23 protein-coding genes and 1 pseudogene are annotated in these 24,977 nt (G+C 68.2%); 1 reads left to right on the forward strand and 23 read right to left on the reverse strand.

Going from position 1 to position 24,977, the window contains the following annotated elements:
- The 12 genes from V8J39_RS22595 to hisN all read right to left on the reverse strand — a co-directional run bounded on the left by V8J39_RS22595 (nt 1) and on the right by hisN (nt 14,092).
- Nucleotides 1-1,152, reverse strand: a complete 1,152-nt coding sequence (locus tag V8J39_RS22595; RefSeq protein ID WP_442902627.1) for a phosphotransferase family protein — start codon at nt 1,150-1,152, stop codon at nt 1-3.
- Nucleotides 1,052-2,452 carry an amidase gene (locus V8J39_RS22600; protein ID WP_336463244.1) on the reverse strand — a complete coding sequence of 467 codons (1,401 nt, stop codon included), beginning with the start codon at nt 2,450-2,452 and terminating at the stop codon, nt 1,052-1,054. Before V8J39_RS22600 ends, V8J39_RS22595 begins: the two co-directional genes overlap by 101 nt.
- A gap of 88 nt (nt 2,453-2,540) precedes the next feature.
- Complete coding sequence (gene eutC / locus V8J39_RS22605; protein ID WP_336463245.1) at nt 2,541-3,287, reverse strand: ethanolamine ammonia-lyase subunit EutC; 747 nt, start codon at nt 3,285-3,287, stop codon at nt 2,541-2,543.
- A complete protein-coding gene (locus V8J39_RS22610; RefSeq protein ID WP_336463246.1) occupies nt 3,284-4,678 on the reverse strand; it encodes an ethanolamine ammonia-lyase subunit EutB in 1,395 nt (464 codons plus the stop codon). Before V8J39_RS22610 ends, eutC begins: the two co-directional genes overlap by 4 nt.
- 10 nt (nt 4,679-4,688) lie before the next feature.
- Nucleotides 4,689-5,624, reverse strand: a complete 936-nt coding sequence (locus V8J39_RS22615; RefSeq protein WP_336463247.1) for a choline/ethanolamine kinase family protein — start codon at nt 5,622-5,624, stop codon at nt 4,689-4,691.
- The gene (locus tag V8J39_RS22620) at nt 5,621-6,574 is read right to left on the reverse strand and encodes a phosphotransferase family protein (RefSeq protein WP_336463248.1); all 954 of its coding nucleotides are present in this window, start codon (nt 6,572-6,574) and stop codon (nt 5,621-5,623) included. Before V8J39_RS22620 ends, V8J39_RS22615 begins: the two co-directional genes overlap by 4 nt.
- Nucleotides 6,574-7,854: a Zn-dependent hydrolase gene (locus tag V8J39_RS22625; RefSeq protein ID WP_336463249.1), complete on the reverse strand. Its 1,281-nt coding sequence runs from the start codon at nt 7,852-7,854 to the stop codon at nt 6,574-6,576. Before V8J39_RS22625 ends, V8J39_RS22620 begins: the two co-directional genes overlap by 1 nt.
- Nucleotides 7,847-9,706 carry an ABC transporter ATP-binding protein gene (locus V8J39_RS22630; RefSeq protein WP_336463250.1) on the reverse strand — a complete coding sequence of 620 codons (1,860 nt, stop codon included), beginning with the start codon at nt 9,704-9,706 and terminating at the stop codon, nt 7,847-7,849. The genes V8J39_RS22625 and V8J39_RS22630 overlap by 8 nt, the downstream gene beginning before the upstream one ends.
- Nucleotide 9,707: 1 nt before the next feature.
- Complete coding sequence (locus V8J39_RS22635) at nt 9,708-10,619, reverse strand: ABC transporter permease (protein WP_336463251.1); 912 nt, start codon at nt 10,617-10,619, stop codon at nt 9,708-9,710.
- On the reverse strand, nt 10,619-11,599 hold the full coding sequence (locus V8J39_RS22640) for an ABC transporter permease (protein ID WP_336463252.1): 981 nt from the start codon (nt 11,597-11,599) through the stop codon (nt 10,619-10,621). Before V8J39_RS22640 ends, V8J39_RS22635 begins: the two co-directional genes overlap by 1 nt.
- Nucleotides 11,600-11,665: 66 nt before the next feature.
- Entirely contained in the window at nt 11,666-13,243 is a 1,578-nt protein-coding gene (locus V8J39_RS22645; RefSeq protein ID WP_336463253.1) for an ABC transporter substrate-binding protein, read from the reverse strand.
- Nucleotides 13,244-13,300: 57 nt separating this feature from the next.
- On the reverse strand, nt 13,301-14,092 hold the full coding sequence (gene hisN / locus V8J39_RS22650) for a histidinol-phosphatase (protein ID WP_336463254.1): 792 nt from the start codon (nt 14,090-14,092) through the stop codon (nt 13,301-13,303).
- Between the two features lie 274 nt (nt 14,093-14,366).
- On the opposite strand from hisN, the gene V8J39_RS22655 reads away from it, so the two are divergent.
- Entirely contained in the window at nt 14,367-15,155 is a 789-nt protein-coding gene (locus V8J39_RS22655; protein WP_336463255.1) for a DeoR/GlpR family DNA-binding transcription regulator, read from the forward strand.
- Nucleotides 15,156-15,443: 288 nt separating this feature from the next.
- Here the strand turns inward: V8J39_RS22655 and V8J39_RS22660 are convergent, their stop codons facing one another.
- The 11 genes and pseudogenes from V8J39_RS22660 to V8J39_RS22710 form a co-directional block, all read right to left on the reverse strand.
- Nucleotides 15,444-16,340, reverse strand: a complete 897-nt coding sequence (locus V8J39_RS22660) for a sugar kinase (protein ID WP_336463256.1) — start codon at nt 16,338-16,340, stop codon at nt 15,444-15,446.
- Nucleotides 16,337-16,957 carry a 2-dehydro-3-deoxy-6-phosphogalactonate aldolase gene (locus V8J39_RS22665; protein WP_336463257.1) on the reverse strand — a complete coding sequence of 207 codons (621 nt, stop codon included), beginning with the start codon at nt 16,955-16,957 and terminating at the stop codon, nt 16,337-16,339. Before V8J39_RS22665 ends, V8J39_RS22660 begins: the two co-directional genes overlap by 4 nt.
- Nucleotides 16,958-17,014: 57 nt before the next feature.
- Nucleotides 17,015-18,298: a TRAP transporter large permease gene (locus tag V8J39_RS22670; protein ID WP_336463258.1), complete on the reverse strand. Its 1,284-nt coding sequence runs from the start codon at nt 18,296-18,298 to the stop codon at nt 17,015-17,017.
- 4 nt (nt 18,299-18,302) lie between these two features.
- Nucleotides 18,303-18,797, reverse strand: a complete 495-nt coding sequence (locus V8J39_RS22675) for a TRAP transporter small permease (protein WP_336463259.1) — start codon at nt 18,795-18,797, stop codon at nt 18,303-18,305.
- Between the two features lie 108 nt (nt 18,798-18,905).
- On the reverse strand, nt 18,906-19,883 hold the full coding sequence (locus V8J39_RS22680) for a DctP family TRAP transporter solute-binding subunit (protein ID WP_336463260.1): 978 nt from the start codon (nt 19,881-19,883) through the stop codon (nt 18,906-18,908).
- Nucleotides 19,884-19,921: 38 nt separating this feature from the next.
- Entirely contained in the window at nt 19,922-20,878 is a 957-nt protein-coding gene (locus V8J39_RS22685) for a C-terminal binding protein (protein WP_336463261.1), read from the reverse strand.
- A 25-nt stretch (nt 20,879-20,903) separates the two neighbouring features.
- Nucleotides 20,904-21,662: an SDR family oxidoreductase gene (locus tag V8J39_RS22690; protein ID WP_336463262.1), complete on the reverse strand. Its 759-nt coding sequence runs from the start codon at nt 21,660-21,662 to the stop codon at nt 20,904-20,906.
- 10 nt (nt 21,663-21,672) lie between these two features.
- A complete protein-coding gene (locus tag V8J39_RS22695; protein ID WP_336463263.1) occupies nt 21,673-22,692 on the reverse strand; it encodes a zinc-dependent alcohol dehydrogenase in 1,020 nt (339 codons plus the stop codon).
- Between the two features lie 17 nt (nt 22,693-22,709).
- Entirely contained in the window at nt 22,710-23,675 is a 966-nt protein-coding gene (locus V8J39_RS22700; protein WP_336463264.1) for a 2-dehydro-3-deoxygalactonokinase, read from the reverse strand.
- Complete coding sequence (locus tag V8J39_RS22705) at nt 23,672-24,469, reverse strand: IclR family transcriptional regulator (protein WP_336463265.1); 798 nt, start codon at nt 24,467-24,469, stop codon at nt 23,672-23,674. Before V8J39_RS22705 ends, V8J39_RS22700 begins: the two co-directional genes overlap by 4 nt.
- 126 nt (nt 24,470-24,595) lie before the next feature.
- Nucleotides 24,596-24,882: pseudogene (locus tag V8J39_RS22710) on the reverse strand (hypothetical protein); the annotation flags it as partial.
- Between the last annotated feature and the right edge of the window lie 95 nt (nt 24,883-24,977).

Here is a 24,977-nt window from a genome sequence, read left to right on the forward strand (position 1 = left end):
TCACACCTCCCGCAGCAGTTTCGCCATGTCGAAGATCGACAGGTGCAGACGCAGCCGGACCAGCCGGTTGCAGGCATACTTGTAAAGCTCGGGGCCCCGTCGCTCGGGATCGGCCTCGCCGAGGATCGCCCAGACGGCCCAGATCGCATCGTCGAGCAGTGCGTAAAGCTTCAGCCGCGCCATCTGGTCGGCCGCCGGCGCATGACCCAGGTAGGCTTCAAGCAACGCCGCGCGATCGGTGTCGTCGACGCAGAACTCGACCGACAGCGCCCCGAGGTCCCAATAGGCGTCGCCCATCGCCGCACGGTCGAAATCCAGAAGCCGCAGCGCGCCGTCCGGCCCGCAGAGCACGTTCGACACCATGTTCTCGCCATGCAGCAGCACCGGGTCGCTGCCGGCGGCCTCGATCGCCCCGGCGATGCGCGCGACCCACTGGCCAAGCTCGGCCGGCGTCATCGCCACCGTCGCCGGCAAGGGAAGCGTGGCCTCGGCCGCGAGCCGCGCGGCGAGCGCGTCGAACACCGCGCGCGGGCTCGTCGCCGCGGCCACGCTTCCCGCCCCGTGCCAGCGCCGCTTCAGCGCCATCAGCGCCGCAAGCCGCTCGGGCTCGAGGAAGTCGGGGACCATCGCGGTCCGCCAGCCCCCGCCCGGATGCGCGCCGACCAGCGTCGCGGTCGCGGGATCGGCCGACAGNGCAAGCCGCTCGGGCTCGAGGAAGTCGGGGACCATCGCGGTCCGCCAGCCCCCGCCCGGATGCGCGCCGACCAGCGTCGCGGTCGCGGGATCGGCCGACAGCAGGTCCGGCCCGATGCCGATGCCGCCCGCCAGCGCCGCCGCCTCGGCCGCGCCGGCAAAGGCATAGGGGGCGAGCGCCGCGCGGTGGAAGGTCTTGACCACCCGCCCGGGGGCGTCCTCGGTGCCCGGCAGGATCGAGATCAACCCGTCGAGCCCGGAATGCGCGGGCATCGCCAGCGCCGGCACCGGGCTCGCGGTGCCGCCAAGCGCCGCCAGCGCCTGCGCATGCCGGTCGCGGACCGGCAGCTGGCCTTGGTCACTCATGGGCAGCCTCGGGCTGTGCGGCAAGATCGGGGAAGCCCGGCATCGCGGGGCGCGCGGACTCGTAGGCAAGACAGGCCGCCAGCAGCCCGGCATCCGCGCCGGGGGCCGCGATCAGCTGCAGGCCGACAGGCGAGGGGCCTGCGAAACCGCAAAGCACCGTCGCCGCCGGCTGGCCGGACTGGTTGATCAGCGCGGTGAAGCCGACGTGGTCATGCGGATGCTCGGGATCCGCGCCCACCGCCTCGGCGGCGTAGTTGGCCATCGGCATGGTCGGGGACAGCACGAAGTCGAAGGCCGCGCAGGCGCGGGCGAAGCTGCGCTGCGCCTTGTCGACCGTGCCTTGCGCCGCGGCATAGTCGCGCGCCGACAGCGCGTCGCCCGCATCGCAGCAGCGCGTCAGAACCGGCAGCATCTGCCCCCGACTCTCCGCCGGCAGCCCGGCCCGTTCCGATGCCGCCTTGACCGAGAAATAGGTGGTGAGCGCGCGCAGGAACGGGAAGCCCACGGGCGGTGCCATCTCGACGATCTCGGCCCCGAGGGCGGCGAAGGTGTCGGCCGCGGCGCGGATCAGGGCGGCGACCTCGGGCGCGACCGCGGGGCCGTCGCCCACCGACAGCATCAGCCCGATGCGCTTGCCCGCCATCGGCAGCGGCGCGAGGACGGGCGCGATCTCGGCCCCCGGTTCGTAGGCGCGCGGATCGGGCCGGCCCAGCACCGACATCATCAGGACCGCATCGGCGACGGTGCGGGTGATCGGCCCGGCCACACGGTCGCGGCTGTAGGGCAGGTGCGGGATCACGCCGGCGGTGGGCTTCAGCGCGAAGAGCCCGCAATGGCTGGCGGGCAGGCGCACCGAGCCGCCGACATCGCTGCCGATCGCCAGGGGCGAAAGCCCCGCCGCGACCGCCGCCGCGGATCCCGCCGACGAGCCGCCGGTGTTCAGCGACAGGTCCCAGGGGTTGCGGGTGACGCCATGGGCCGAGCTGACGCCCGCGCCCAGAAAGCCCATGTCGGGCATCGTCGACTTGGCGAAGAGGATCGCGCCGGCCTCGCGCAGACGCGCCGCGGGCGGCGAATCCTCGGCCCCCGCCGCGGCGTCGGAATGTGCCGCAAGCCCGCGCAGCATCCGCATTCCCGCGACCTCGATGCTGTCCTTGACCACGCAGGGCACGCCGTCGAGCGGCCCCATCGGCCGCCCTGCCGCCCAGCGCGCGGCCGAGGCTTCGGCCGCCGCCATCGCGCCCTCGGCGTCGATCTCGTAAAGCGCGTTGATGCGCGGGTTGATCCGTTCCGCGCGCTCGAGCAGCGCGCGCATCACCGCGACCGGCGACAGGGCCTTGCTGCGGTAGCCCTCCAGAAGCTCGGTCGCGCTCAGCGTCCAGATGTCTGTCATGATCCTCGTTCCTCTCGTTCAGGCGGGGGCTGCGCCCTTCGGTCCCGCGGGTGGCGGGCCGGGGCGCTCGGGCCCGGGCGGGGCGCTCTCAGCCCTCGCCGATCCGTCCGGTCTGTGTCCTGTCGTCCTTCAGCGCGACGCCCGTGGCCCCGATCTCGCGCGCGCGGCGGATCAGGAAGGCCAGCAGGTCGCTGGCCCGCGCATAGTCGAGCCCGCCGTTGGCATGAATGTTCGACACGCAGTTGCGGCCGCTGTCGGGCGTGCCCGGCTTCGGCCCCAGCGTCAGATAGGCGCCAAGGCTGTCCGACACCGACAGTCCGGGCCGCTCGCCGATCAGCACGAGGCAGAGCCCCGCCCCCATCGCGGCCCCGATCTCGTCGCCGATGGCGACCCGGCCCTCGCGCACCAGCGCGATCGGGCCGATGGTCAGGTCCGGCAAAGCCGCCGTCAGCGCCTTTACCATCGCCGCGGCATGGTTGCGCACCGCAAAGGCCGACAGCCCGTCGGCGATGACGATGGCGAGGTCCGGCGCGGTTCGCGGCACCCGAGCGAGGCTCTCGTCCGAAAGCCTGCGGCCGAGGTCGGGCCGGCGGATGTAGGTGTCGCGATCGGGGGCACGGCTCTGCAGCTCGATCAGCGCGCGGCCGTCGAGAGCGGCGCGCACGGCCTCCCAATCGACGGGCTGGCGGATCGCGTCGCGGGCGCGGGCGTGGCTCAGCTGGAAATCGAGCACCGATCCAAGCGGCTGGGCGCCGGTGCCGCCGTCAAGGCGCACCCGCGCCGGCGTCAGCGCACGCAGGCCATGAAGAAGCTTCGGCACATCCTTGTCCGTCATGCCGAAAGCCCCATCCGCCTAATAAGCCCGCCCAGATCGGGCAGCGCCCAGGGCCCCGTGGCACCAAGTGCGGGACCCAGTGCCATCCGCTCAAGCCAGTCCTCGAATTCCGGCGCCGGGCGCACGCCGAAGGTCCGGCGCAGGTAGGTCGCATCCTCGAAGGCGAGGCTCTGGTAGCTCAGCATGACATCGTCGGCCCCGGGCACGCAGATCACGAAGTTCACGCCGGCCGCGGTCAGCAGCGTCATCAGCGTGTCCATGTCGTCCTGATCGGCCTCGACATGGTTGGTGTAGCAGACGTCCACCCCCATCGGCAGGCCGAGGAGCTTGCCGCAGAAGTGGTCCTCGAGACCCGCGCGGATCACCTGCTTGCCGTCATAGAGGTATTCGGGCCCGATGAAGCCGACGACGGTATTGACGAGAAGTGGCTCGAACACCCGCGCGACACCATAGGCACGGCATTCCAGCGTCTGCTGGTCGACGCCGTGATGGGCGTCGGCCGACAGGGGCGCGCCCTGCCCGGTCTCGAAATACATCACGTTGTCGCCGACCGTGCCGCGGTTGAGGCTGCGGGCAGCCTCGTTGGCTTCCCTCAGGACGGCCAGATCGACGCCGAAGCCGCGGTTCGCGGCCTCGGTCCCGGCGATCGACTGGAACGGCAGGTCCACCGGGCCGCCGGCCTCGATGATGCGGATCGTGTTGGTGACATGGGTCAGCACGCAGCTTTGCGTGGGGATGCCGAAATCCTGCCGCAGCCCGTCGAGCGCCTGCAGGATGCGCGTGCAGTTCCCGATGTTGTCCGAGGCCGGGTTGATGCCGATCACCGCATCGCCCGCGCCCTGCAACAGACCGTCGAGCACCGCGACCGCGATGCCGCGCAGATCGTCGGCCGGATGGTTCGGCTGCAGCCGGGTCGAAAGCCGCCCCGCCCCGCCGATCGTGTTGCGAAAGCGCGAGATCACCTCGCATTTGCGCGCCACCGCGATCAGGTCCTGATTGCGCATCAGTTTCGACACCGCCGCCACCATCTCGGGCGTCAGGCCGCGCGACAGCCGCGCCAGCGTCACCGGCGTCGCCGCGTCGGACAGAAGCCAGTCGCGCAGATCGCCCACCGTCATCGCGGCCACCGGCGCGAAGGCCGCGCGGTCGTGCCCGTCGAGGATCAGCCGCGTGACCTCGTCCGTCTCGTAGGGGACGAGCGCCTCGGTGAGGAATTCCGCCAGCGGCAGCGCGGCCAGCGCATAGCGGGCGGCGACGCGCTGGGCCTCGGTCTCGGCCGCGATCCCGGCCAGCTGGTCGCCCGAGCGCGCGGGGGTCGCCGCGGCCAGAAGCCGGGCCAACCCGTCGAAGCGGAAGCTCTCGCCTCCGGCGATGGCGGTGTAGATCGGCATGGCGGTCTCCTCAGGCGTTGCGCAGATGCGTGGCCCAGGACGGATCGCCGACGATCGTCCGGAACCGCATCAGCTTCCACATCCCATACTTGTGGAAGTCGAAATCAAGATGCGACACCTTGAGCTGCACCATCGACCACGCGGCCCATTTCACGTCCGCCAGCGCCTTGTGGATGGTCACCCGCGCCACCAGCTGCGGGGTCACGCGGCCGAAATAGGCCTCGATCAGCTCGGCCTCCTGCTCGGCGGTGAAGAACATCTCGCCGAACCAGATGCCGAGATCGTAGCAACGGTCGTTCATCGAGGCGTATTCGTAGTCGATCAGCATGATCGAGCCGTCCTCGCCGATCATGAAGTTGCCCGGCATCGGATCGTTGAACGAGGGCACGAGATCGAGCCCCGAGGCCATCAGCGCCTGCCGCGCCATCCGGTCGTTCATCTCGATCCAGCCCGCGTCGCGGAAGGCGGGCGCGCCCAGCTCGGCCATCTGCACCCGATGTTCGTCGATCATGTCGAAGACGGTCTTCGTCAGCCCCAGCGCGGGCATCGCATGCATGCGCCGATAGGCCTCGATCGCGGCGACGCGGCGGTCGCGCTGCGCGAAATCGCTGTGCGTGCTGGGCCGGCGATCGGGGATGAAGTCGTTGATCTCGATCCCGCGGTGGGCGAGGTCGTCGTAGACCCGCGGCCCCAGCCCCGCGGCGGCCGCCTTGCGCGAGGCGTCGAGCGCGGCGACGCGGTCGATGAACATCTCGGTGCCGTTGCCGGGCAGCTTGACGAAATAGTCGCGCCCCGAGCTGAGACGCACCCGCCAGTTCGAGTTGCTGATCCCGCCCGACACCGGGGCGTAGCGCGCCCCGGCATCGGCGCTGAACAGCGCCGCCTCGCGCATCGCGGCCTCGAGCGCGTGCTCCTCGGCCCGGTCGGCCTGTCCCAGCACCTTCATGCCTGCCCCCCCACGGTGCGGATCTTCTCTTCGTAGCCGGGATGGCGCAGGCCGAGGCGCGCGCGCATCATCCGCCATTCGGAATATTTCAGCCATTCGATCGAGCCGCGGCACGACCCCGCGCCCGCGACCCGTGCCCAGACCGAATGCATCACGTCGTCGACGATCGACCACAGCCGCGCCCGGGCGAAGGCCGCGGCGTCGAACCGGCCCATGTAGATGCCCGCCGGCTCGACCATGTCGCTTTCGAAATCGGTCACCTCGGCCAGCAGGACGCCCAGATCGTACATCGGGTCGTTCATTCCCGCGCGGTCGTAGTCGACCAGCAGCACGTCGCGCGCGCCCGGCCCCCCCAGCAGGTTCGAGGCCGAACCGTCGTTGCGGCAGGGGGCCAGCGGCGCGGCCAGCAGCGGCGCACGCAGCGGCGCGATCATGTCGAGGATCCAGCCGATGTCCTGCACGAGCGCGATGGCGCCGCTATCGGCCTCGGCCACCAGCCGGTCGATCTCGGCGAAGGCGTCGAAGCGCGTGGCAAGGGCCGGCGTCGCGTGCAGGCGCACCATGCGGTCGAGGGTGGCGGCGACAAAGGCAGGATCCTGCAGGCGCGCCTGCCGGCATGCGGCCCAGCCGGGGCCGGGATCGCGCATCAGGATCGCGCCCGTCGCGGCGTCGGACCACAGCACCTCGGGGCCCGCGCCGACCCCGCCCGCGGCGGTCGCAAGCCGCATCGCCGAGGCCAGATCGCGCCCGGCCCGCATCTCGGGGTGCATCCGCTTGAAAAACAGCCCGCCCTCGGGCGCGGCGACATGGGCCGACCGGCTCTCGAGGCCCAGGTAGCTGGGCGAGGCCAGCGCGGCCGGGCCGGGGCGCAGTTCGGCCCCGGCGAGATCGGGGCGCGCCGCCGCCAGCGCGGCGGCGAGCGCGGCGTCGGAGACGAGCGCGCCCTCCATCAGCCGGCCACCGCGCGGTCGAGATCGGCCTTCGCCGCGTCGATGCGCCGGATCATCTCGACCAGCACCTCGCCGCCGGCGGCAAGATCCTCGGGCGAGGTGTATTCGTCGTGGCGGTGGATCACGCCGCCGACGCTGGGCACCGCGACGACGATCGCCGGACAGCGGGTCAGCACCGGGATCGCGTCATGGCCGCCGATCGTGTCGATGCGGATGCGCGGCAGGCCGAAGCCGTCCGCGGCCTCTTCCGCCAGCTGCACGAGGCGCGGATCGAACCGGCCTGCCGGACGGCGGTCGATCGAGACGATCTCGCCGGTGACGGCGGCCTTCTCCATCAGCCCCGGAAGGGCGGCCTTCAGCCCCGCCTCGGCCCAGTCGAGGGTCGCCGCCTCGGGCGCGCGCAGCTCGCCGAACAGGATCGCCTTGCCCGGCACGATGTTGGGCGAGTTCGGCGAGATGTCGACGCGCGCGACCGAGGTGAAGAGCGTGTCGGGCGCGGTATCGGCGAGGCGCTTGTACTCGGCGATGATGTAGGCCGCGCCCAGCACCGCGTCGTGGCGGTCCTCCATCGGCGTCGGGCCGGTGTGGTTCTGCTGGCCCGTCACCTCCATGCGCACCTTGAGCGCGCCCCAGTGGCGGATGAAGGGCGCGATGCGGGCCCCGGCCTTCTCCATCTTGTCGTCGCCCTCGATGTGGATCTCGAGGTAGACGTCGGGGATGCCCACCACGTCGGTGCCGTCGTAGCCGATGCGCTTGAGCTCGTCGCCGACGCTGCGGCCCTCGCGGTCCTTGCGGGCAAGCGCGAAGTCGAGCGTCAGCTGGCCCGCGAAGACCGAAGAGCCCAGAAGCGAGGGCTGGAAGCGCGCGCCCTCCTCGTTCATCCAGTCGGCGATGACGAAGGTGCAGCCCGGCGCGGTGCCGGAGGCGGCGCATTCGGCGCGGTAGCTCTCGATCGCGGCCAGCGCGGCCATCACGCCATAGGCGCCGTCGAACCGCCCGGCGAGCGGCTGGCTGTCGATATGCGAGCCGATCATCACGACCGGCGCGTCGGGCCCGGCCAGTTCGATCCGGCCGAAGAGGTTGCCGATCGCGTCCACGAGCACGCTGTAGCCGCGCGCGGCCATCTCGGCCTTGAACCAGTTGCGGGCGGCCGCGTGGTCATCGGTCAGCGCCATGCGGTCGACGCCGCCCATCGGCGTCGCGCCGAATTCCGAGACCTTGGTCATCAGCTCCTGGAACAGCGCGGCGTCGAAGCCGGCGCGGATCTGGGTGTCAGGCATGGATCGTCTCCGGCGTCGTCTGGGTGAGGCCCTTGAAATCGGGCTCGGGGATCAGGTGGCAGGCGGCAAGCGCGCGCCCGCCGCGGGTGGTCAGGCCGGGGTTCACGGTCTTGCACCGCGCGAAGGCCTGCGGGCAGCGGCTGGCGAAGGCGCAGCCCGGCGGCAGGTCGATCGGGCTGGGCGGTTCGCCTTCCAGCAGGCAGTCGGCCGGATCGTAGCGGCGCGGCTCCAGCGTCGGCGCCGCCGACAGGAGCGCACGGCTGTAGGGGTGGCCCGGGTCGAAGAACAGCCGTTCGTTCGGTGCGACCTCGACCGTCTCGCCCAGATACATCACCGCGATGCGCGAGCAGACGCGGCGCACCATCGCGAGGTCGTGCGAGATGAAGATGTAGGTGAAGCCGTGCTGGGCCTGCAGCCGTTCGAAGAGGTCGAGCATCTTGCCCTGCTCGGTCTGGTCCAGCGCCGAGAGCGTCTCGTCCATGATCAGCAGCCGCGGTTCGAGCGTCATGGCGCGGGCGACGTTCAGACGCTGGCGCTGGCCCGCCGACAGGCCGGTGGGCAGCTCGCCGTAGAGCGCATCGGGCAGGCCCACCTCGGACATGACCGCGCGGGCACGCTCGCGCCGCTCGGCGCGGTTGCCGATGCGGTGGATCTTCAGAGGTTCCTCGAGGATCGCGCCGATCGAGCTTTGCGGCGGCAGCGAGCCGTAGGGGTCCTGAAGCACCAGCTGGAACTTGCGGCGCAGCGCGCGCAGCCGCCCGGCCGAGGCGGTGCCGACATCCTCGCCCTCGAACAGGATCTTGCCCTCGTCGGGGCGTTCGAGCCCGGTCAGCAGCCGCATCAGCGAGGACTTGCCGCAGCCGGATTCACCCACGAGGCCGAAGTTGTCGCCCTCGAACACGTCGAAGGACACGTTGCGCACCGCCTGGACGACAGAGGTGCCGCCCTGCGCGCGGTTGCGCGCCGAATAGGACTTGGCGACGCCGCTCACCGACATGATCGGGCGCGGGGTTTCGCGTTCCTCGGGCCGCGCGGCGACCGAGGCGTCCCAAAGCTTCGGCAGCTCCTGGATCAGCTGCTGGGTGTAGGCATGGCGGGGGGCCGCGACCAGCGCCTTCGGCGTCTGGCGTTCCACCACCCGGCCGCGGTTCAGCACCAGCACCTCGTCCGAGGCGTCGCAGGCCACCGGCAGCGACGAGCAGATGAAGAGGACCGCGGTGTCGAAGCTTTCCGTCAGCTCGCGCATCAGCTTGAGGATCTGCGCGGCCACCGTCACGTCGAGCGGCTGGGTGATGTTGTCGGCGATCAGCAGCGCCGGGTCGGAGATCAGCGCATCGACGATCATCGCGCGCTGCATCATGCCGCCGGAATACTGGAACGGGTATTCGTGGAAACGGGTCTTGGCCGAGGGGATGCGCACCGCATCCAGAAGATCGACCGCCTTCTTGCGCGCCGCCTCGACCGAGGTTTCCGGGCGCACGGCGCGCAGCTTCTCGACCAGCTGGGCGCCCACGGTCATCGTGGGATCGAGCGCGCCCGCCGGGTTGCCGCCGACATAGGCGATCTCGCGCCCGGCGAGGGTGCGGGCATGGGCGCGGTCGGTCAGCAGGTTGCGGCCGCGGAAGGTGATGGTGCCGCCGCTCACTGCCAGAGGCGGTGCGATCCAGCTGGCCAGCGTGCGGGCGAGCACCGTCTTGCCCGCGCCGCTCTCGCCGATCACCGACAGGATCTGGCGGCTGTCGAGCGTGAAGGACACCTTGTCGAGGATGGTGCGGGTGGTTCCCGGCAGCTCTGCCACGACGCTGAGGTCGGCGACGTCGAGAAGCGGTCCCTTCGGAAGGATGCCGGTCATGTCATGCGCCTCCGTAGATGCTGTTGCGGGCCCGTTCGAGCGAGGCGCCCATCAGGTTGATGCTGGTGAGGGTGAGGAACAGGAACACCCCCGGCATGGTGGCGATCCACCAGGCGTTCAGCAGGTATTTGCGGCCGTCGGCGATGATGTTGCCGAAGGTCGGCGTCGGCGGCTGGACCCCGAGGCCGAGGAAGCCCAGCACCGCCTCGAAGATCATCATCCGCGCCACGTCGAGCACGGCGACGAAGGCCATCGGCGGCAGCACCAGCGGCAGCAGCAGCGTGAACATGATCCGCAGGTCGGTCGCCCCGAGAACCATCGCGCCGCGCACGTATTCCTTCTTGCGTTCGGCCATGATCGTCGAGCGCATGACCCGGGCGTAGACCGGCCAGCCGGCAAGCCCCAGCACCAGGATGATCGAGGGGATCGTCGGGCGCGAGACGCCGAGGATGGTGATCGCGAGGATGATCATCGGGATCGACAGCTGCGCATCGGTCAGGCGCATCAGCACCGTGTCGATCGACTTGCCGTAATAGCCCGCGACCAGGCCGATCAGCGCGCCCACCATCAGCATCAGCACCGTGGTGGTGAGCCCGATCAGGATCGAGTAGCGCAGGCCCACGAGGCTGCGCGCCAGCATGTCGCGGCCCAACTGGTCGGTGCCCAGCGGATGCGCCCAGGTCCAGCCCTCGCCCAGGAAGACCGGCGGGGTCATCTTGTCGCGGATGCTCATCTTCGTAGGGTCGATGCCGCTGATCTCGGGGTAGAGCAGCGCCGCGAGCAGCAGGACCACGAAGACCACGAGCCCGATGCGGAACTCGACCGAGGACAGCGCCAGCCGCCAGATGCGCGCCGCGATCGAGCGGGACTGGGCGCGGGTCGGCGCGGGGGCGAAGGTGTCTGCACTAGCCATCAGTATTCGAGCCTCGGGTCGATCATGGTGGACAGAAGATCAACGACGATGTTGATCAGCACGAAGGCGGCGGCGGTGACGATGGCGATGCCCTGGATCAGCGGGAAATCGCGCTGCATCACGGCGTTGATCGTCAGCAGGCCGAGCCCGGGGTAGTCGAAGATGAACTCGACCACGAGCACGCCGCCCAGCAGCATCGAGAACTGCACGCCAAGCAGGTTCAGCAGCGGCACCGCGGCGTTCTTGACCCCGTGGCGGAACACGATCTGGTTGCGCGACAGGCCGCGCACCCCGGCGATGGCGATGAAGTTCTGCCCCATGATCCCCGCGACCGAGACGGTGAGCGAGCGGATGACGAAGGGCGCGATCTCAAGCCCCAGCACGAAGGCGGGCAGGATCGTGTAGGAAAACCCGTCGTAGCCGATGGCGGGCAGCAGCTTCAGCTTCACCGACAGCAGCAGCGCCAGCATGATGCCGACCCAGAAGTTCGGCAGCGAGACGAAGACCGAGCTGCAGTAGAGCGCGATGCGGTCCGGCCATCCGCCCGGGTGCAGCCCGCCCCAGACCCCGATCGGGATCGCGATCAGAAGCGCGAACACCATGGCGAGGCAGGCGAGCTGGATGGTCTTGGGCGCGGTCTCGGCGATCAGGTCGATGACTTCGGCGCGGGCCGAGCGGGTGCTGTCGTCATAGCTTGCACCGCCGACCGCGGCGCCGTTGGCGGGCCGCACGAAGGACTGGCCGAAGTCGCCGTGGACGACGCCGCCCATGTACCGGCCGAACTGGACGTAGATCGGGTCGCGCAGGCCCATCTCGGTGGCGATCTGCTCGATCAGCGCCTCGGGCGCCATGCCGCCGGCCATCAGACGCACCGGGTCGCCGGGCACCACGCGCAGAAGCGTGAAGATCAGCGCCGAGACGAGGAAGATGATCAGCGCGCCCTGCATCAGGCGGCGGGCGAGGAATCTGGCAATGAACATGGCGGACCCTTCGGGTTGGCGGAACGGGGGCGGCGGCGGGTGCCGTCGCCGCCCCCGGAAGGGACGTCAGGCGGAGGTGACCTGCGAGGCGTCGAAGAGACCGTCCGAATAGATGAACAGCCCGTCATATTCCGCGCGCATGGCGTGGATCATCACCGAGGTGAACAGCGACAGCGCCGGGACCTTGTCGGCCAGCAGTGGCATGATGCCGGTCTGCAGCGCCTCCTTGCGGGCCTCGAGCGAGGGCGCGTTGCGCTCGGCGTCGAGCGCCGCGTCGATCTCGGGGTCGACGATGCCGCAGATCCGCTTCGACGACGAGTGGAAGTGCGTGCGCAGGATCAGGTCCGGCTCCGGCGAGCCCGAGGCCCAGCCGCAGTCGATCATGTGGCCCGGGCCGCCGCCGGGACGGTCATAGAGACGCTCGTTCCAGGCCGCGACCTCCATCACGTTCAGCGTGACCGGGAAGCCCTGCTCCTGCAGCAGCGCGGTGATCACCTCGCCGTATTCCTTGGTCTTCGGGTAGAAGCCGGTCGAGGTGATGTATTCCAGCTCGGGCAGGCCCTGGCCGCCGGGATAGCCCGCCTCGGCCAGCAGGCGCTGGCATTCCTCGGGATCGTACTTGGGATAGTTCTCGAGGTCGGTGTAGCCGAACTTGATCGGCGAGACATAGTTCGACGAGGCGTGACCGGCCGAGCCCATGACCTCCATGATCAGGTCACGGTCGATGGCATGGGCCGCGGCCTTGCGCACGAGCGGATTGTCGAAGGGGGCCTTCGAGCAGCGGAACCACAGGTACTTGTTCTCGACCGACAGCAGCTGCGAGATCTTGATGTCCTCGTTGCCCTCGAGCGTCTCGAGCTGCTCGGGCTCCAGGCGCTCGATGACGTCGGCCTGGCCGTTCATCAGCGACAGCATCCGCGTGGTCGCATCGCCGACGAAGGAGTAGACGACGCCCGGAACGGTCGGTGCGCCCTTGTAGTAGCCCGGGGAGGCCTCCATCACCGTGTCGTTGCCGCGCTGCTCGACGAACTTGAAGGGGCCGGTGCCGTTCAGGCGCTGGGTCAGCTTGCCCTTCGGACCGTCGGCCACGTCGGTCGCCGACATGATCGGCAGGTAGGCTGCGAGGAAGTAGAACATGTGGGCGCCGTAGCCGCCCTTGGTGGTGTCGACGATCACGGTGTAGTCGTCGGGGGTGGTCACCTCGAAGGTCTCGTTCGAGCCGGGATACCACTGCGCCGGGCGGTCGGGCTGGGCCCCGTATTCGAAGGTCGCCTTCACGTCCTCGGCCTTGAAGGGCTTGCCGTCATGGAAGGTCACGCCCTGGCGCAGCTTGATCTCCAGCCGGTGCGCGTCGAGCAGGTTCAGCTCGGTCGCGAGATCCATGTTCATCTTGGCCGGGTCGTCCTCGCGCATCGGCGCGCGGGTCAGATAGCCCATCACGAAGCCCTGGATCGTGCTTTGCGACAGGGTGGTGTGCGAGGTCGGATCCCAGTTGCCGGTGATGTTCTCGGCCGACAGGAAGGTCATCGGCTTGGTGATCGCGGCATTGGCGGGGCTGATGAAGAAGTCGGGGTTGATGCGCGGCAATGCAAGGCCGGCGCCGGCCACGGAGGCATAGCGCAGGAAGGACCGTCTGTTGAGCATGGCTGTCTCCTGTCGGATGGGTCTTTATGGTTGTTTTTGGTCTTGGTGGTCTGGCCCTCAGGCCGTCTTCTGCACCTGCAGCCCGTCAAGCAGGGCCAGCATCTGCGCGTGAAGTTCCGGTGTCGCCGAGGCGAGCACGTCGCCGCCCGAATTCAGGCCGAGCGCGCGGCCCGACCAGTCGGTGATGACGCCCCCTGCCCCCTCGATCACGCTGACGAGGGGAAGGTAGTCGTAGGGCTGGAGCCCGATCTCGAGCACGAGGTCGCAATGACCCGAGGCGAGAAGCCCGTAGTTGTAGCAGTCGCCCCCGAAGCGCAGCAGCCGCACCGCGCCGAACAGCGCATCGTATGCCCGGCGGTCCTCGTCCACGAACAGCATCGGGTCGGTGGTGTAGGCCAGCGCCGCCGACAGGTCGCGGCAGTCCGAGGTGCGGCAGGGCGCGCCGTTGAACAGCGTGGGCGCCCCCGAAACACCCTGCCACCGCTCGCCGAGCGCCGGCATCTCGATCTGGCCCAGGAACGGCCGGCCCTCGCGCAGCAGCGCCATCAGGTTGCCGAACAGCGGATGCCCGGTGACGAAGGATTTCGTGCCGTCGATCGGATCAACCACCCAGACGTCGGGACTGTCGAGGCGCTCGGGGTCCTGCTCCTCGCCGAAGACGCCGTGGGCGGGGAAGCTCTCGGCGATGCGGGCGCGCATGAAGGCCTCGATCTCGCGGTCGGCCACCGTCACCGGCGAGCGGTCCTCCTTGGCATCGACCTCGAGCGGCTTGCGGAAGTAGCTCAGTGCCATGGCGCGGGCACCGTCTGCCACATCGGCTGCGAATTCGGCTTCGGGGGGGCGTGTCATGATCTCTGGGGTCCTGCGCTTTTGTGCGACTATGTGGCGCCGCAGGGCAGGCGCACAGCGAAAGCACAGGCAAACGCAACCAAACGCATTTAAATACACACTCCGCCCAAAAATTACCCACTCGACACCCGGGTGTGATCGGATTTTCCGCGGCATCCGCGCCGACCTGCAGCCGAATCCACACGAACCAGACGTCAAACGCACGAATCCGCCCGTCCGATGTGGACTTGCGTGGCATCAGCAGGCAGAGAGCGGGGAATGAAGGAGGACCGACATGTGGTCACACGAGCGTCAGGCGCAGATCCTCGCCCTTCTGGGGCAGCACGGTAAGGTCTCGGCCAACGAACTGGCGACACGCTTCGCCGTCTCGCGCGAGACCGTGCGCCGCGACCTGCTCGAGATGGACGAGGCGGGGCTGCTCCAGCGGGTCCACGGCGGCGCGGTCGCCCTCGCGCATGTCGAACCCGAACCGACCTTCGCCACGCGCCTCGTGCAGTATTCGGCCCAGAAGCAGGCGATCGGTCAGCTGGCCTGCAGCCTGATCCCGACCGGTTCGACCTGCTTCATCGACGCCGGCACCACCACCCGCGCCTTCGCCGAGGCCCTCGCGGCACGCGGCCACATCCGGGTGATCACCAATTCGCTCGAGATCGCGACGGTGATGAGCGCGGGCAGCGATTGCGACATCCTGCTTCTTGGCGGCCGCCCGCATGCCGACGTGCCCGCGACTTTCGGCGAAATGACCCTGTCCGAGATCGACCGGTTCTGGGCCGATTTCGCGGTGATCTCGCCGGTGGCGCTTCACCGCGACCGCGGCGCCACGGATTACGAACTGCACGAGGCCGAGGTCGCGCGCGCCATGATCCGCCACTCGAACAGCTGCGTGATGCTGTGCCACTCGGCCAAGCTTGGCACCGAGAGCCGCGTGTCCATCTGCCGGCTCGACGAGATCGATCACCTTGTCACGGACGATCCCGAAGCCCTGTTCGAATTGCCGCGCGGCAGGACGCATTACGCGCGCGAGAGTGCGGCGACGCTGATGCCCCTCGTCTCGAGCCGCTGATTTCGCCGCCTACCGGCGACGGGACGGAACAGAGCTGGCTCTGGCAGGCGCCGAAAGAGCATCGCCTCGGCCGCGCTCACCTTCAGCGCCCGATGCGGACGTCGTTGCCGCACGGATCAGTGAGACGGTTTCACGCCGACATTCCTGCAAGTCGGCTTCGAGCCATGCCGAGCCGCCAGAACGGTCGCGCCGGGGGCCACGAGGATTGCTCAGCCACCCGCGACGTCGAGGGCAAACGCAAACAACCGGCGGGCTCCGGTCGCGACTGGATCTAGGCCCGGCGGCAGGTCAGTGGTCCTCGACCAATGCCCCGCGCTGCATGATGACCCGACGCGCCAAAGCATCGCCTGCCGCGGCCGCCACGCGCGGGCTGGCCCCTTGCAGCCGGGCTGACAGATACGCGCCATTGAAGCTGTCGCCGGCACCTGTCGTGTCGAGCGGCTTCACCGCCGGCCCAAGGGTGAAGCTTTCGATACCTTCCGCTGTTCCAAGCGCCACCTCGCCACCGCCGTTCTTGACCATCACCTCGGACGAGCCTCCGGCCAGATAGCGCTGCGCCGTCACAGTCGGATCGGCATCACCGAACCAGTGCGCCTCGTCTTCATAGCCGGGCAGCACGATATCGGCTGCGGCCGCCGCCTCGGTCAGACCCGCCCGCAGCGCGTCGGGCGAGGACCAAAGCCGGGGACGGATGTTCGGATCGAAGGCGACGGTCGCGCCCGCAGCGCGGGCACGGCCGACCGCCCGCAGAAAATCGCTGCGCTTGTCTCCGAGGATCGCCGCGGTGATGCCCGAGAAATAAACGAGGGTCGCGCCGTCGAGCGCGGCATCCAGAACCACGGGATCATCGGCCAGCGTGCGGGCGGCAGCGGTCTCGCGCCAATAGGTGAACGACCGCTCGCCATTCGTCAGAGTGACCATGTAGAGACCGGGCATCCGGGTCGGATGGCGACCGATAGTGGCCGTCTCGACGCCGGCGTCCGCGATGAACTGGACCATGCCGTCGGACAGCGGATCGGTACCGACAACGGTGTGATAGGCGACGCTCCACTCGGTCGGCAGCGCGCGGCGCGCATACCATGCAGTGTTGAACGTGTCGCCCGCGAAGCCCGATTTCCAGGTGTTGGGCGCGCCGGTGCCGGTCAGCTCCAGCATGCATTCTCCGACAGAGACGAAACGCATCATTTGGCTCCAAGTGCAGCGATGAAGGCGCGGGCGCGGGTGCCCACTTCCGCCGGGGGCGTGCCGGGGGCATAGAGCGCGGAGCCGAGGCCGAAGCCTGCGGCTCCGGCAGCGCGGTAGGGCTCCATCGTCTCAGGGGTGATGCCGCCGACGGGCAGCAGCTTCACACCCTTCGGCAGAACCGCAAGCATCGCCTTGACGACTTTCGGCGCGACGAGTTCGGCGGGGAAGATCTTCAGCGCATCGGCCCCGGCCGCGAGTGCCGCGAAGGCTTCGGTCGGCGTGGCGATGCCGGGGACGCAGGCCGCGCCAAGCGCCTTCGCGCGGGCGATGACGGCGGTGTCGGCATGGGGCATGACGATCAGTTCGCCACCCGCCGCGACGACCTCTTCGGCGGCGGTGGCGGTCAGAACGGTGCCGGCGCCGACGATGGCGCGGCCCTTCAGATGGCGCGACAGCGCCGCGATGCTTTCCAGCGGGCGCGGGGAGTTCAGCGGCACCTCGAGGATGGTGAAGCCCGCATCGACCAGCGCCTCGCCCACGGCGATCGCCTCTTCGGGCGTCAGGCCGCGCAGGATGGCGACCAGCGGACAGGCGGCAAAGGCGGTTTCGAGGTTCATGGCCGGGCTCCGGGAATGTCTGAGGCGCCGGGCGATGAACCCGCCCGGCGTGAAGGCTCAGTTGGTGATCAGCTGCTTCAGACCCAGCGAGATGCCGGGAATGTAGGTGATCATCAACAGCATCGCGACCATGACCAGCACGAAGGGAACGATCCCGCGCACGACGGTCGAGAGGCTGGCATTGCCCACCCGTGTCGCGACGAAGAGATTGATCCCCAGCGGAGGCGTGATGAAACCGATGGCAAGGTTGACGACCATGATGATCCCGAAGTGGATCGGATCGACGCCAACGGCGGTCGCGACCGGGAACAGGATCGGCGCCAGCACGAGGATGGCGGGCGTCGTGTCCATCACGCAGCCGACGAGCATGAGCAGGATGTTGATGATCAGCAGGATCAGGATCGGGTTCGAGGACAGCTGCACCAGCGCATCCGCCACCATGCCCGGCACCTGTTCCACCGTCAGGATCCGCGCAAAGGCCGAAGCGCACCCGAGGATCACCATCGTGGTGCCGGTGGTCGAGCACGAGCCCGCGACGACCTTGAACAGATCCTTCGGCGACAGTTCGCGGTGGATGAAGACGCCGCAGACGAAGGCATAGACGGCAGCGACGGCGGCGGCCTCGGTCGGCGTGAAGACGCCCGAATAGATGCCGCCAAGGATGATGAACGGGTTCAGAAGCGCCCATTTCGCATCCCAGATCGCCGAGAAGGCGCGGGAATTGGAATAGGGCACGCCATCCCCGGCCCAGCCCATCTTCTTCGAATGCAGGTAGCAATAGGTGATGAGGCCGAGACCGATCAGCAAGCCCGGGCCGAAGCCCGCAAGGAACAGGTCGGAAATCGACTGTCCGGTCGAGACGCCGAAGATCACCATCGGGATCGACGGCGGGATGATGACGCCGATGCTGCCCGCGGTGGCGATCAGCGCCAGCGTGAACGATTTCGAATAGCCCGCCCGCAGCATTGTCGGCACCACCATCGAGCCCACGGCCGCCACGGTGGCAGGGCCCGAGCCGGACACGGCCGCGAAGAACATGCAGACGACGACGGTGACGATGGCCAGACCGCCGGTGATGCGGCCGAAGAAGACGTTGGCCACGTCGAGGATCCGGCGCGACACCCCGCCCGCGCCCATCAGGTCGCCGGCAAGGATGAAGAGCGGGATCGCCATGATCGGGAAGCTGTCGGTCGAGGAGACGAGCGTCTGGGCGACATAGCCCATCGACAGCCCGCCGCCGGTGACGATCGCCGCGACCGAAGCCAGGCCGATGGCGATGCCCACGGGCACGTTCAGGATCAGGAAGACCGCGAGCGAGAGGAAGAGAACGGCAGCGACCATGGTCTCAGACTTCCTCGCTGATGTATTTGTCGGGGTTCCGGGCGCGCCAGATCAGCGTCTGCACCTGCCGGATCGCGGTCAGGGCAAAGCCCACCAGCGGCGCCGAATAGACGAACCACATCGGGATCTGCATCGCGGTCGAGGTCTGGCCCAGCATCATCTGACGCTGCACCACGGTCCACGAGGTCCAGACGATGAAGAGGGCGAAGCCAAGAAACAGCATATCGCCGAGGAACACGACCCAGGGGCGCAGCTTCAGCGGGAACAGTCCCAGTGCCGCATCGACCTTGATATGGGTCATCTGGCGGGCCGAATAGCTGATGCCGAGGTAGATCAGCCAGATGAAGATGTAACGCGCGAGCTCTTCGGACCAATAGAGCGAGGCCCCCATCACATAGCGCATGAAGACCTGGATCGCGAGGATGATGGTCATCGAAGACATCAGTGCCACGCCGATCGAGATCTCGAAATATCTGTCCAGCCAGCGCAGGACGCTCATGTCGTTCTCTCCTCCAGAGATGACCCGCGGGCGTGACAGGCGTCGGCTGCGGGAAAGGACCCCGCCGCGGCCCTGCCGGACCGCGGCGGAGGATGTCGGCCGGGCCGGTTACTCGGCGGCCAGAACCTCATCGAGCAGCTCGGGATGCTGCATCTTCGATTTCACGAGGTCGTAGATCTTGGCGTCGTTGACGGCCTTCTGCCACACGGCCTTCTCGTCCGCGGTCAGCTCGGTCACGGTGACGCCATGGTCGGCGAAGCGGGCAAGGATGTCCTTCTCGATCGCCTGCGACCGCTCGCGCTGGAAGGCCATGGCCTCGGCCGCCGAGTCGGTGATCGCCTTCTGCTCATCGGCCGAGAGACCGTTGAACTTGTCGAGGTTCATGAAGAACATGTAGGGCGTGTAGACGTGCTGGGTCAGCGAGACGTGGTTCTGCACTTCCTGGAAGCGGTTGCCGTCGATGATGCCCAGCGGGTTTTCCTGCGCGTCCACGGTGCCCTGCTGCAGCGCGGTGAAGAGTTCGGTGAAGGCCATCGGCGTCGGGTTCGCGCCGAAGGCACGCCAGGCGCTCAGGTGCACCTCGTTCTCCATCGTGCGGACCTTCATACCCGCCAGATCGGACGGCAGCTTCACGACCACATCGTTGTCGGTGAAGTTGCGGAAGCCGTTCTCCCAGAAGCCGAGGCCTTTCAGGCCCTTGCTTTCCAGCGTGGCGAGGATGGTCTGGCCGACTTCGCCGTCGAGCTGGGCATAGGTCTCTTCCGGCGACAGGAACAGGAACGGCGCGTCGAAGAGGTAGAGGTCGGGGAACAGGCTTGCCAGCGGGCTGGTCGAGGACAGGCCGATGTCGATGTCACCGAAGATGGTGCTTTCGGTGGCGACGCGGTCGTCACCCAGCTGGTTGTCCATGAACACGTTCACGGTCAGCTCGCCATTGGTCTTTTCCTTGACCAGTTCGGCGAACTTGGTGCTGGCCTCCTTGGCCGAGACCGAGGTGACGCTGGCAAAGCGCAGCGACTCGGCCTGGGCCGGAAGGGTGGTCGCAGCGATCAGGGCCGCTGCGGCGAGTTTGGCGAAATGCTTCAAGTCATGCCTCCTACATGCAGTGAAATCAGGGGAAGTGGTCAGAGCTTGTTGACCGGCCAGTTGACGGCCTGGCCGCGGGCGAAGCGGACGGCTTCCTCTGCGACCTTGCGTTTGAGTTCCCGCGCGGCATCCTCGGAATACCAAGCCATGTGCGGGGTGATCAGGCAGCTTTCGATGCCGCGCAGCGGGCTCTCCATCGGCAGCGGCTCGATTTCCGTGGTGTCGAGGCCCGCGCCCGAAACCTTGCCGGACGTCAGCGCCGCGGCGAGCGCGTCTTCGTCGATGATCCCGCCGCGCGAGGTGTTCACGATGACGACGCCATCCTTCATCCGGGCGAAGGCATCTGCGTCGAGCATGTGCTTCGTGTCCGGGGTCAGCGGGCAGAAGGTCGCGATGATGTCGGCGCCGAGGATGATCTCATCGACGCTGGCGGCGGTGATGTAGTCGGTGCCGTCGGCGGCCGAGGGAACGTAGAACAGATCCTGCCCCAGCACCTTGAAGCCGAGCGCGTTCATCTTCTTGGCGTAAAGCCTTCCGATGCGGCCCAGACCGATGACGCCCACGGTCATTTCCGACTGGCGGCGGATCGGCTTGGCGATCGCATAGTCCCAGGTGCCGGATTTGGTCGAGGCGTTCATCGGAACGATCTTGCGCACCACGGCCAGCGTCATCGCCAGCGCATGGTCCGACACTTCGTTCATGCCGTAATCGGGCACGTTGCAGACCTGCACGCCCGCCTTGGTCGCGGCGGCCAGATCGACATTGTTCACGCCGACGCCGTAACGGATGATCTGCTTGACCTCGGGCAGCGCCGCGAAGACGCGCTCGGTGAACGGCGCGTACTGGTTGATGACGATGTTCGCACCCTTGGCCTGCGCGATCAGGTCGTCCTCGGTCTTGCACTGCAGCAGGTCGAAATCGAACCCTGCCGCGCCGAGAACGTCCTTCTCGATCTGGTGCGAGTCGTGGTCGAGGTCGGAGATGATGATCTTCATGGAGCCAAATCCTTGGGTCAGCGCGTCAGCGGCCGAGATAGCCACCGTCCACCGGCAGCACGACGCCGTGGACGTAGTCGGAGGCGGGGGAGGCGAGGAACACGGTCGGGCCCTTCATGTCGGCCCCCGTGCCCCAGCGGCGGGCGGGGATGCGCGCCGTGATTTCGGCGTTGCGGCCCGCATCGGCGAGGATCGCGGTGTTCATCTCGGTCGCCATGTAGCCCGGCGCGATGGCGTTCACGTTGACGCCGCGATGGGCCCATTCGTTCGACAGGGCCTTGGTCAGCTGCATCACGCCGCCCTTGCTGGCCGCGTAGGCCGGGACGGTCAGCCCGCCGAAGAACGACAGGAGCGAGGCCACGTTGACGATCTTGCCATGGCCCTGCTCCAGCATGATCCGGCCTGCCAGCTGGCAGAAGTCGAAGACGGCGGTCAGGTTGACCTCCAGCACATCCGCGAAGTCCGACAGCGGGAAATCCTCGGCCTTGTGGCGCTTCTGGATGCCGGCCGCATTCACGAGGATGTCGAGCTTGCCGCCCAACTGCGCCAGCGCCGCGTCGAAGCCTGCGCGGCGGCCTTCGGCTTCGGACAGGTCGCAGACGGTGCCCTGCACCTTCAAGCCCTTCGCGGTCAGGTCGGCCGCGACATCATGCACCTTGGCCGAAGTGCCGAAGATCACCACTTCGGCGCCCGCTTCCGCCAGCGCCTCGGCCATGCCGAGGCCAAGGCCGCGGGTGCCGCCGGTCACCATGGCCTTGCGGCCGGTCAGGTCGAAACTGGTCATCTGGTCTTCCTCAGGCTTGGCAATCGACGAGGATCTTCACGGCGTTGACCGACGGGTCGGCGATCATGTCGAAGACCGAGGCGGCATCCGACAGCGGCACGACCTGCGTGATCAGCTTCGACAGGTCGTCGGCGATCCGGCCTGCGAAGGCGACCGAGTCCCCGAATTCCTGCAGGGTGTAGACGCGGGTGCCGACCAGCCGCTGTTCCTTGAAGTTGATGTCGATCAGCGCCACCGCATGCGGCACCTTGTGGGTCGCGGTGATGCAGAGCATGCCGCCGACGCGCGCGAGCTTGGTCATGTCGAGCGCGGCACTTTCGACGCCCGAGCATTCGAAGACGATATCGACGCCCGTGCCCTCGGTGACGGCGTTCACATGCTCGATCAGGTTCGTCTCGCGCACGTTCACCGCGTCGAAGCCGAAGTCGCGGCACATCGCGAGGCGCGCCTCGTCGATGTCGGAGATGATGATCTTCGACGCGCCCGCATGTTTCAGCACGATCGCGGTCAGGATGCCGATCGGGCCCGCGCCCATGACGACGCAGGAGTCCAGCGCCTGGAACTGCGCTTGATGCAGCGACCGGACGACGACCGCCAGCGGCTCGACCAGCGACGCGACTTCATCCGACACGCCGTCGGGCACCTTGAACAGCACGTCTTCCTTGACCCACAGGTGATCGGCCATGCCGCCGTCGCGGTCGATGCCGATAAGGCGCAGCGTCTGGCAGACATGCGGCGTGCCGGTGCGGCAGGGGCGGCATTCCCCGCAGGAGATCAGCGGATAGGCGACGACGCGGTCCCCCACGGCGAAGCGGCTGCCCGCAGGCGCTTCGGATACTGCGCCCACGAATTCATGGCCCAACACCAGCGGCGCCTTGGCGCGCGGATGCCTGCCGGAAAAGATGCCGATATCGGTGCCGCAGACGCCGCAGAAGCGCATCTTGACCTTGACCGCCCCGGCGACGGGCGCGGGGGTCGCGACCTCGCGGACTTCGACGCTTTTCGGGCCGGTATAGACCAGAGCTTTCATGCTACTCTTCCTCGATCTCAGGCCAGCGACGGCTGGCTTGCCGGGGCCACGAGCCCCCTCGTTTCCGCAAAGCGCCACAGTCCCTGCGGCGCGGTGTTGCCAAGCTGGGCGGTGACGGTCAGCCCGAACATCGCCATCGCGTCGCGGTAGCGGTCGCAAAGCCTGCCCTCGCCGATCATCAGGATCGCGGCGGCGGCCCGACCTTCCAGCGCCCGGGCGGCCGACAGGATCTCGTTCCCGATCAGCAGGCCCGAGAGGTAGTCGCGCAATGCGTTGTTCGGCAGCCGCTTGGTCAGGCCCATGGTCCGGGTCGAGAACAGCTGATGGCCCAGATCCCCGGCGCCACCGGCCCGCGCGACCTCGATCCCCTTGGCAAAGGCGTCGGCGGCCACGTCGGCCGCGGGCGCGTCATCGGTCATCAGGCGGCCCAGGATCGAATGGTCGGCCATCACCGCGAAGATCTCGCCGGTCATGTAGGTCGAGAAGGTCTCGATCACGCTGTCGCGCACCGTGACCCATTTCGAATGCGTCCCCGGCATCACGAAAAGTGCGGCCCGTGCCCAGTCGGGCCGATCGGCCAGCGCGCCCGCGATCTGGATCTCTTCGCCCCGGATCACGTCCGGCGGCAGCGCAGGATCGTCAAGCAGCACGCCCGGCACGATGTGCAGCTGACCGCCCTGCGGCGTGTCGACCAGACCTTCGGATCTGACCAGATCGGTGACGGCGGCGGGGCAGCGCACATACGGCGCCTCGATCCAGCCCTGCTGCGAGCCGACCATGCCGCCTGCGACCGCAGGCAGACCAAGCGCGGCCCAGTCGCCGCAGATCTGGGTGAAGGCCGCGCGATACCCTTCTTCACCGCCCGGTTCGGGCAGCTTCTGGATGCCATGTGGGCTCGACCGCTCCTCGACGACCTGTGCATCGCGCATCAGGAAAGCGCGCAGGCTCGAGGTGCCCCAGTCGAGGGCGATAAGGTCGGTCATTGGTCTGCTCTCCATCCGAGGCTTTCGGAAATTTCGCGGGCGATGCGCGCGACGGTCGGACCAAGCCGCTCCATGCGGTCCTCGGGCATGAAGGTGATGGCGCTGGCAACGCTGACCGCTGCGATCGCCTGACCGCTCGCGTCGCGAACGGGGGCGCCGATGCAGCGAATGCCCCATTCGTTCTCTTCCAGGTCGTAGGTCCAGCCTCGCGCCGCCGCTTCTGTCAGATCGGCGCACAAGGCGTCGAAGCTGCACAGCGGCGGCCGATCCGGTTGGGTCGCCGCGAAGGTCCAGGCATCTTGGTAGAATGCCTGCCACTCCCGCTTCGGACGCGCCATCATCATCGACTTGCCAAGACCGGTCGATGCGACAGGCATCCGCGAGCCGACGCGTGAGCGCATTTCCAGCCCGCGCGTTCCCGACAGTTTTTCGAGGTAGAGTACTTCGCCCCGGTCCAGCACACCGAAATGCACCGTATCGCGGGTCTCCTGGGCCAGCGCCTCGAGAAACGGATGAGCTATTGAGACGAGCGGCCGCTGCTCGGTCGCGCGCTGCCCCAGCAGGATGAGCTTGGGTCCGAGCGTGTAGCCGCGATAGGGGATGTGATGAAGATAGCCCTCGGCCACGAGGTTCGAGAGCATCCGTGCCGCCGTGCTCCGCGGGATGTCGAGCCGCTCGGCAATCCCACGCACGTCACTGAGCCCCTCGCCCACCAGCTCGAGCAAGGCCAAGCCTCGGGACAGCGTCTGCGTCCCGGGCACGAGTTTTTTCTCTGATTTGCTTTCAGCGCCCATCGTCGCCCTCCCTGGCGCGGCGCACTCGTACCACATACTGCGAGACGGCGTCAAATAGTTGGTCAGCAATCCAAATAATGAGACACTTTCTACTGGCGATTGCGCTTCCGCTTCAACCTTGGTGCGTCAATCGAACGACAGGACGCCTTGCCCCTTTCCCCGCAGGCCTCGCGCAATGGCCTCGGCTTCAGCCCCTCCAAGGGCCGAGCAGCGGTTCACGATGGCAGTTCGGATCTGGATGAGGGCAGCAGGACGGCCGGCGTCTCGCGACATGATCCGTTCGCCGAAGAGCTTGAGGCGGTTCATCTGGGCCTCGACGCGGCTTCGGGCGTGGCAGCCTGTCCATTCCGTCCGGAAGCCCTACCGAGGTATCGAGTTGCGCGCAGAACCTCGTTTCGCGCACCGGGGCGCGGTTGCACTAGGCTCAGGACCCATTGATCTGCCTGGCTCGTCGTGATTCACGGCTCCGCAAGGAGGCGGATATGACGAGCAACCTGTTCTGGCTGAC

It is taken from the genome of Frigidibacter sp. MR17.24 (genome assembly GCF_037095655.1).
In the GTDB taxonomy this organism is placed as follows: Bacteria; Pseudomonadota; Alphaproteobacteria; order Rhodobacterales; family Rhodobacteraceae; genus Frigidibacter.

What these genes read in the sequence shown, in the direction of transcription:
- V8J39_RS22600 (WP_336463244.1), bottom strand. Translation starts at nt 2,452, where the DNA reads ATGACAGACATCTGGACGCTGAGCGCGACCGAGCTTCTGGAGGGCTAC.
- eutC (WP_336463245.1), bottom strand. Translation starts at nt 3,287, where the DNA reads ATGACGGACAAGGATGTGCCGAAGCTTCTTCATGGCCTGCGTGCGCTG.
- V8J39_RS22610 (WP_336463246.1), bottom strand. Translation starts at nt 4,678, where the DNA reads ATGCCGATCTACACCGCCATCGCCGGAGGCGAGAGCTTCCGCTTCGAC.
- V8J39_RS22615 (WP_336463247.1), bottom strand. Translation starts at nt 5,624, where the DNA reads ATGAAGGTGCTGGGACAGGCCGACCGGGCCGAGGAGCACGCGCTCGAG.
- V8J39_RS22620 (WP_336463248.1), bottom strand. Translation starts at nt 6,574, where the DNA reads ATGGAGGGCGCGCTCGTCTCCGACGCCGCGCTCGCCGCCGCGCTGGCG.
- V8J39_RS22625 (WP_336463249.1), bottom strand. Translation starts at nt 7,854, where the DNA reads ATGCCTGACACCCAGATCCGCGCCGGCTTCGACGCCGCGCTGTTCCAG.
- V8J39_RS22630 (WP_336463250.1), bottom strand. Translation starts at nt 9,706, where the DNA reads ATGACCGGCATCCTTCCGAAGGGACCGCTTCTCGACGTCGCCGACCTC.
- V8J39_RS22635 (WP_336463251.1), bottom strand. Translation starts at nt 10,619, where the DNA reads ATGGCTAGTGCAGACACCTTCGCCCCCGCGCCGACCCGCGCCCAGTCC.
- V8J39_RS22640 (WP_336463252.1), bottom strand. Translation starts at nt 11,599, where the DNA reads ATGTTCATTGCCAGATTCCTCGCCCGCCGCCTGATGCAGGGCGCGCTG.
- V8J39_RS22645 (WP_336463253.1), bottom strand. Translation starts at nt 13,243, where the DNA reads ATGCTCAACAGACGGTCCTTCCTGCGCTATGCCTCCGTGGCCGGCGCC.
- hisN (WP_336463254.1), bottom strand. Translation starts at nt 14,092, where the DNA reads ATGACACGCCCCCCCGAAGCCGAATTCGCAGCCGATGTGGCAGACGGT.
- V8J39_RS22655 (WP_336463255.1), top strand. Translation starts at nt 14,367, where the DNA reads ATGTGGTCACACGAGCGTCAGGCGCAGATCCTCGCCCTTCTGGGGCAG.
- V8J39_RS22660 (WP_336463256.1), bottom strand. Translation starts at nt 16,340, where the DNA reads ATGATGCGTTTCGTCTCTGTCGGAGAATGCATGCTGGAGCTGACCGGC.
- V8J39_RS22665 (WP_336463257.1), bottom strand. Translation starts at nt 16,957, where the DNA reads ATGAACCTCGAAACCGCCTTTGCCGCCTGTCCGCTGGTCGCCATCCTG.
- V8J39_RS22670 (WP_336463258.1), bottom strand. Translation starts at nt 18,298, where the DNA reads ATGGTCGCTGCCGTTCTCTTCCTCTCGCTCGCGGTCTTCCTGATCCTG.
- V8J39_RS22675 (WP_336463259.1), bottom strand. Translation starts at nt 18,797, where the DNA reads ATGAGCGTCCTGCGCTGGCTGGACAGATATTTCGAGATCTCGATCGGC.
- V8J39_RS22685 (WP_336463261.1), bottom strand. Translation starts at nt 20,878, where the DNA reads ATGAAGATCATCATCTCCGACCTCGACCACGACTCGCACCAGATCGAG.
- V8J39_RS22690 (WP_336463262.1), bottom strand. Translation starts at nt 21,662, where the DNA reads ATGACCAGTTTCGACCTGACCGGCCGCAAGGCCATGGTGACCGGCGGC.
- V8J39_RS22695 (WP_336463263.1), bottom strand. Translation starts at nt 22,692, where the DNA reads ATGAAAGCTCTGGTCTATACCGGCCCGAAAAGCGTCGAAGTCCGCGAG.
- V8J39_RS22700 (WP_336463264.1), bottom strand. Translation starts at nt 23,675, where the DNA reads ATGACCGACCTTATCGCCCTCGACTGGGGCACCTCGAGCCTGCGCGCT.
- V8J39_RS22705 (WP_336463265.1), bottom strand. Translation starts at nt 24,469, where the DNA reads ATGGGCGCTGAAAGCAAATCAGAGAAAAAACTCGTGCCCGGGACGCAG.